The sequence below is a fragment of the Winogradskyella sp. UBA3174 genome (assembly GCF_002364335.1).
Classification (GTDB): Bacteria; Bacteroidota; Bacteroidia; order Flavobacteriales; family Flavobacteriaceae; genus Winogradskyella.
In genome coordinates this window covers 98,774-105,599 of sequence record NZ_DEXW01000060.1, presented here as the reverse complement: position 1 = coordinate 105,599, position 6,826 = coordinate 98,774, and the positions used below count along the sequence as shown (strand labels likewise).

Genomic DNA, 6,826 nt, shown 5'->3' with positions numbered 1-6,826 from the left:
ACCATAACGTTGCCTTCGCGATCCACTTCGACTCCTGGTAATTTTTTTAGAGCATCTCGGAGTTTGCGTTCTTCGCCAGTGACAAACTTGATGACATCGTAGGTTATGGTATCTTTTTTTACGCTAATTGGTGGTGTGTATTTTATAATGACCTCGTCTAATTGATTTGGGTTTTCTTTTTGGACAAAGTTTTTGACGAGGTCTTGGTATGTGGATGTTATGGTTTGTAGCCTAAATAGCTAACCGTAAATTCGTAGGTTTGGTTTTTTAATTAAACCTAGTTTGTAGCTGCCATCTTTTTCTGTGATGGCGAATTTTACGTCTTGGTCATCTGCTTTTGGTATGGCTAGAATTTTGGCGTATGGTAATGGGTTATGTAGGGTGTCGTTGATTTTGCCTGAGACTTTTATATTTTGAGCAAATAGACCGTTAAATAAGAACACGAAATATATAGCATTGTGAAATAAAAAGTCTTGTTTATTACTGAATTTCTTCAATGCATTAGCCTTTTTTTATATTATTCATGGCCTCTTCTTCAATTTTTTCGAACTCTTCACGTGTAACTTTATTTCCTTTAGCAGGAGGTGTAATTTCAATGACATCTGAAGATATAACTATTCTATTCGCATAGAATGCAAAACCGTTTTTAAGGTGTAATTCAAGAATTAAACCTGGTAAATTTCCATAGCCCAAAGGCCCAGTAGTTGAAGGAATATCAGGACAAAACCAAGCATATGTTTTGTTTTCAACATTCTCATTCATTAAAATAGCTTTATATGTTTGTTTTCCATTAATTATTTTTTTTTCTTTTGTAATTTTCCACTTAAAATCTTTAAGATTACTACTAATTAAGAATAACTGACCAAAGCCATCAGCTTTTTGTAGAATTTTTTTAGAAATAAAATTAGTATAATACTCACCTCTTCCTCCTCCTAATCTTGTTGCTAATTTGATTTGCCTGTCGTTTTCGTCAATTTTCATCGCTTTTTCAACTTTAAATATAGATTCGTTTTCATTTAAAAGAAGCTTATAATTAATATTTTCGAGATTTTTATTAATCTGCTTAACGAAGTTTAAATATTCAATTTCTTCATCAGTATTAGTGGAGTCCTCCACTACATTTACTTTCATACTTTTAACAAAGTTAACAGTGTATGATTGAGAAAAAAGATTTGGTGAAATGATTAGACAAAAAATTATTAAAATTAACTTTTTCATAACTTAATTGATTTAATAAACAGGTCTATAAATAGACCTGTTTCATTTAGAAATTTTATTCTCCTATACAATCTTCATAAAGAGCGTTGGTAACATCCCATAAATCCCAACCACTCCATTGATTACCCGACAGTTTATTTAGCTTATCTGCTTGTGACCAAGCCTAATCTAAACAATCATCATCAGGTGCAACACTCATTAAACTAGTTGCAAACATTACCACAGCCATAAGGCTAAATACTTTATTCTTCATAATTTAAGATTTTAAACCCATCACATTTTTTAAGACAGGTTGATTAATAACTGATTTCTCCCTAAAAATTAGGAAATAGAAGTCATTTTTTTAGAAGTCTTTTTTGTGCTGTTAATTTTAATCTTAAGGGATAAAATAAAAAAGCTTGCACAAGCTAGGTGTTTAAACATTTTTGCTGTCCGCATTTTTCTGAGTGACTTCTAAATGACCCAAAATTATACGTTCAACAGAATAAATTTATAAAAAAAAAACAGAAGTAACCAAAAAAAATGTGAGAATTATCCAAATTTTTTTCAATTACGGTTTCCCCGTAATTATCTGATTAACAAACGATAAACTTTAACATTTTTGGGTTTGGAGTTTCATGGTTTTTTTTAAAAACAACATGTTTTTAATCTTGGCTTTTGGTTTTAAAATAAAAAATCATCAACTTTGATATTATGAAACCATTTTGGCAAAACATAAAACTTTATCTTCATTCCCTTATAAAAAGGAACCCAGAATAACTCTGCATTTTTTGTACCTTTAAACTCAGTTAGCTTTTTACAATTAAATAGGTAAATAAATCAACTTTTAAACATTTCAAAAAATGCCATTTTATCATAAACTAGGAGAAATTCCACCAAAACGTCATACACAATTTAAGAAGCCAAACGGTGACTTTTATTACGAGCAATTATTTGGCACTATAGGTTTTGACGGTATGTCTACCAACAGTTACCACGAGCAACGACCAACGCAGGTTAAAGAAATTAAAAAGCAATACAGTGTTGCACCAAAAGTAGCCAAGGAAAATAATATGAAATCGTATCGTTTTCACGGTTTTAAAGTAAAGCCAGAGAACGACTATTTAGAAAGTCGAAAAATTGTACTGACCAATAGTGATTGTAATATCATATTAGCAGCACCAAAAAAATCGACTGAAGACTATTTTTATAAGAATACAGATGCCGATGAATTAATCTTCATACATAAAGGCACAGGAAAGTTAAGAACACATCTCGGAAATTTAGATTTTAAATATGGTGATTATCTTTTAGTGCCAAGAGGTATCATTTACAAACTCGATTTTGATACCGAAGATAACCGACTATTTATTGTAGAGTCTAGACGACCAATTTACACACCAAAACGCTACCGTAATTATTTCGGACAATTATTAGAGCATTCGCCATTTTGTGAGCGCGACTTGCGCCAACCACAAGAATTAGAAACGTACAACGAATCTGGTGAGTTTTTAATTAAAATAAAAAAGCAAGACGAAATCTTTGATATGGTTTATGCCTCACATCCTTTTGATGTTGTCGGTTACGATGGTTATAATTATCCATATGCATTTTCAATTCACGATTTTGAACCAATTACAGGTCGTATACATCAGCCACCACCAGTGCATCAAACTTTTGAAACTGACGCATTTGTGATTTGTAGTTTTGTGCCACGTTTATACGATTACCATCCCTTAAGTGTGCCAGCACCATACAATCACAGTAATATAGATAGTGATGAGGTGTTGTATTACGTAGATGGTGATTTTATGAGCAGAAACGATGTAGATGCTGGTCATATTTCGTTGCATCCTGCAGGTATTCCTCATGGTCCACATCCAGGAGCTATGGAGCGCAGTATCGGTAAAGTGAAAACGGATGAATTAGCAGTAATGGTAGATACATTCAAGCCTTTAAAAGTTACGGAAGAGGCTATGAATATTGCTGACGAAGATTATTTTAAGTCTTGGTTAGAACATTAATTAATAAAATTCCTTCGCTTAGGTAAGGTTAGGATGCGAATGCAACAAAAAAGATTACCAGCAGATTCTGGTGCAATGACTTTAGGTATTATAGCCTTGTCAATTACTTTAGTAGGATTTTGTTGTGGTCTATTTGCTCTAGTTGCATTAGCTATGAGTATTGTTGGTTTACTTAAGGCTAATAAAAGTATAGCGCTTTATAGAGAAAACCAAGAGCTGTATTTAGAGCAGAGTTATAAAAATGTAAATACAGGTAGAATTTTAAATATTATAGCAGTTCCTATAAGTGCTATAGTATCATTAATAATGTTGACCTATTACCTAATTTATGGTGTGGCAATACTGGCTTTTTTTGGTTTAATGTCATCAGCAATTCAGGAAGGTCAATCTAACAGTAATAAAACTGATAACGATTATTACGAAGAAGAGATTGACACAACGACTACTTGGGAAGATGATGATTACATTATTGAATTAGAAAATGATTCCATAACATAGTATGGGACGGAATTAATTAAAATAACTAAAGAAAGCGATAGTTTATAAAATTAAAATATTATGGCAAAAGAAGTAAAAAATGTAAACTACGGTTTAGAAAAAATATTTGAAGGAGCTAAGGATTTTCTTCCACTTTTGGGGACGGATTATGTTGAGTTTTACGTCGGTAATGCAAAACAATCAGCGCACTTTTATAAAACAGCATTTGGTTTTCAGTCGTATGCGTATAAAGGATTAGAAACGGGTTCTAGAGATTCTGTCAGTTATGTGCTAAAGCAAGATAAAATTAGATTGGTTTTAACAACTCCGTTAAATAGCAAGTCGCCTATTAATGATCATATTGTAAAACATGGTGATGGAGTAAAGGTAATTGCCCTTTGGGTAGAAGATGCTCGTAAGTCTTACGAAGAAACTACAAAACGAGGTGCTAAATCTTATATGGAACCTGTAGTCGAAAAAGACGAATTTGGTGAAGTTGTTAGAGCAGGAATCTACACTTACGGCGAAACAGTACACATGTTTGTAGAACGTAAAAACTACAACGGAGTATTTATGCCAGGATTTGAAGCTTGGGAAAGTGATTACAATCCTGAACCAGTTGGTTTAAAATACATAGATCACATGGTTGGTAATGTCGGTTGGGGACAAATGAACACTTGGGTGAAATGGTACGAAGACGTTATGGGCTTTGTTAACTTTTTGTCTTTTGATGATAAGCAAATTCATACCGAATATTCAGCTTTAATGAGTAAAGTAATGAGCAATGGGAATGGTCGCATCAAATTCCCAATAAACGAACCTGCCAAAGCAGCTAAAAAATCTCAGATTGAAGAGTATTTAGATTTTTACGAAGATTCTGGAGTGCAACATATTGCTGTAGCAACAGATGATGTTATAAAAACAGTTGCTCAATTAAAAGCTCGAGGTGTAGAATTTTTACCACCTCCACCACAAGCCTATTATGATGATATTCCAAATCGATTAGGAGTACACATGGATATGATGAAAGAAGACATTAATGAGCTTCAAAAGTTGTCTATTATGGTAGATGCTGATGAAGAAGGGTATTTGCTTCAAATATTTACAAAACCTGTCGAAGATAGACCAACTTTATTCTTTGAAATTATTCAGCGTATGGGAGCACAAGGTTTTGGTGCAGGGAACTTTAAAGCCTTATTTGAATCTATTGAACGCGAGCAAGCTAAACGAGGAACGTTGTAGTAATAAGACTGTTAACCCAGAAATCAATTAAATCAACCAAGGTTTTTGGATTGTATTTCAATGTTTTAATACATTTGGAACAGTAATTGTATTTAAGATAATAGTAACACAATAAACGCGTTACTTTATTTACATTTACAAACAAGAGATTATGAAATATTTATTTACTGTACTATTATTCTTTGTAGGCTTCCAAACAGCTAATGTTGAGAAAGAATCTGCTTTCCAAGAAGGTGAGTGGTTTAAATTTAAGATGAGTTATAGTAACTTTCTCACAGCCGGTTATGCAACACTGTCTGTTAATGAATCTACTTTAGAAGGAAAAGAAGTCTATCATGTTATAGGTAAAGGCCGCACAACTGGTTTAATAAAAGCTCTTTTCAAAGTAAAAGATCGCTATGAAAGTTACTTTGATAAAGAATCTGGTGCGCCTTATAAATTTATTAGAAAGATTGATGAAGGTGGGCACACAAAGGATATCGAGATAAATTTTGATCAAAAAGAAAATAAAGCTGTTGTCAATAATAAAAAACGTAAAGAAGTAAAAACAATCACCACAGAACAAGATGTTCAAGATATGGTTTCTATGTATTACCATTTAAGAAATAGTATAAATACTGAAAATTTAAAGCCAGGAGACGAAATACAAACAAATATGTTTTTTGATGAAGAAAACTATGGTTTTAAACTTAAGTATTTAGGCAGAGAGGTAATTAAAGTAGATATTAACGGATCTGATGTAGAAGTTAAAACTTTAAAGTTTAGACCTTATGTAATGGCTGGTCGTGTATTTAAAGAAGAAGAAAGTTTAACCTTATGGGTTAGTGCAGATAAAAACAAGATTCCTTTAAGGATAAAGGCAAGCCTTGCTGTTGGATCTTTAAGGGCGGATCTAATTGAGTTTAAAGGACTTAAACATTCCTTTCCAATAATATTCAAAGATTAATTTATGTCAGACCAATCAAACTACGACGAGATTGTAGAGGCACTTCAAGAGAAGTATACAAAAATAGACCAAAAGACAGATGACCATTTATACGGCTTGCTATACAGCAAGCCAATTACATATTGGGATTATATACAAACCGATGCGTTACTAAATCTTCAGATACAGCGCACAACGCTTCCAGACGAGATGGTATTTATTGCCTATCATCAAATCAACGAGCTCATCTTTAAAATGATACTTTGGGAGATTTCTCAAGTAGCAGAAAAAGAAAACTTAGATGTTGCTTTTTTTGAAGGTAGAATAATGCGTATTAGTCGTTATTTTGATATGCTTACGACTTCTTTCAATATTATGAGAGAAGGTATGGACATAGAACAATACATGAAGTTTAGGTATACGCTAACTCCAGCAAGTGGTTTCCAAAGTGCGCAATACCGATTTATAGAATTTTCTTCAACAGAGCTAATTAACTTAATTGACTATAGATTTAGAAAAGATATTGATAGAAATACTCCGTTTACGCATGCTTTTGAACATTTATATTGGCAAGCTGCGGGAAAAGATCATAAAACTGGTAAAAAATCTACACTTTTAGTTAATTTTGAAAAAAGATACAAGGATGAGTTCTTGAGGTTTATGGAAACATATAATACCAAAAATCTTTGGACGCGTTTTCAGGAGTTACCTGCAGAAGATCAAAAAGATGAAAGCTTGGTAAAAGCCATGCGTCATTACGATTATACGGTTAATGTAACTTGGGTAATGGCACACTACAATGCAGCAAAGCATTATATAGAAAGCGGAACTGGTGACGGAGAAGCAACAGGTGGAAGTGATTGGAAAAAGTACATGCATCCAAAATATCAAAAGCGTATTTTCTTTCCAGATTTATGGACAGAAGAAGAATTAAAAAATTGGGGAAATAATATTTAATTAG

General features: G+C 32.7%; 7 protein-coding genes. 5 read left to right on the top strand and 2 right to left on the bottom strand.

The window, feature by feature from the left end; genetic code table 11:
- Positions 1-239 precede the first annotated feature (239 nt).
- The gene (locus tag B2U95_RS11220) at positions 240-497 is read right to left on the bottom strand and encodes a hypothetical protein (RefSeq protein ID WP_296316430.1); all 258 of its coding nucleotides are present in this window, start codon (positions 495-497) and stop codon (positions 240-242) included.
- A 4-nt stretch (positions 498-501) separates the two neighbouring features.
- Positions 502-1,218 carry a GLPGLI family protein gene (locus B2U95_RS11215; RefSeq protein ID WP_296316428.1) on the bottom strand — a complete coding sequence of 239 codons (717 nt, stop codon included), beginning with the start codon at positions 1,216-1,218 and terminating at the stop codon, positions 502-504.
- Positions 1,219-2,060: 842 nt separating this feature from the next.
- Here B2U95_RS11215 and B2U95_RS11210 point away from each other — a divergent pair.
- From B2U95_RS11210 to B2U95_RS11190, 5 genes are all read left to right on the top strand, one after another.
- Positions 2,061-3,221, top strand: coding sequence for a homogentisate 1,2-dioxygenase (locus B2U95_RS11210; RefSeq protein WP_296316423.1), 1,161 nt, complete (start codon positions 2,061-2,063; stop codon positions 3,219-3,221).
- A gap of 39 nt (positions 3,222-3,260) precedes the next feature.
- Complete coding sequence (locus B2U95_RS11205) at positions 3,261-3,719, top strand: hypothetical protein (protein WP_296316420.1); 459 nt, start codon at positions 3,261-3,263, stop codon at positions 3,717-3,719.
- A 60-nt stretch (positions 3,720-3,779) separates the two neighbouring features.
- Complete coding sequence (hppD, locus tag B2U95_RS11200) at positions 3,780-4,940, top strand: 4-hydroxyphenylpyruvate dioxygenase (RefSeq protein WP_296316419.1); 1,161 nt, start codon at positions 3,780-3,782, stop codon at positions 4,938-4,940.
- Positions 4,941-5,091: 151 nt separating this feature from the next.
- The gene (locus B2U95_RS11195) at positions 5,092-5,886 is read left to right on the top strand and encodes a DUF3108 domain-containing protein (RefSeq protein ID WP_296316417.1); all 795 of its coding nucleotides are present in this window, start codon (positions 5,092-5,094) and stop codon (positions 5,884-5,886) included.
- A gap of 3 nt (positions 5,887-5,889) precedes the next feature.
- Positions 5,890-6,822: a tryptophan 2,3-dioxygenase family protein gene (locus B2U95_RS11190; protein WP_296316414.1), complete on the top strand. Its 933-nt coding sequence runs from the start codon at positions 5,890-5,892 to the stop codon at positions 6,820-6,822.
- The last annotated feature ends 4 nt before the right edge of the window (positions 6,823-6,826 follow it).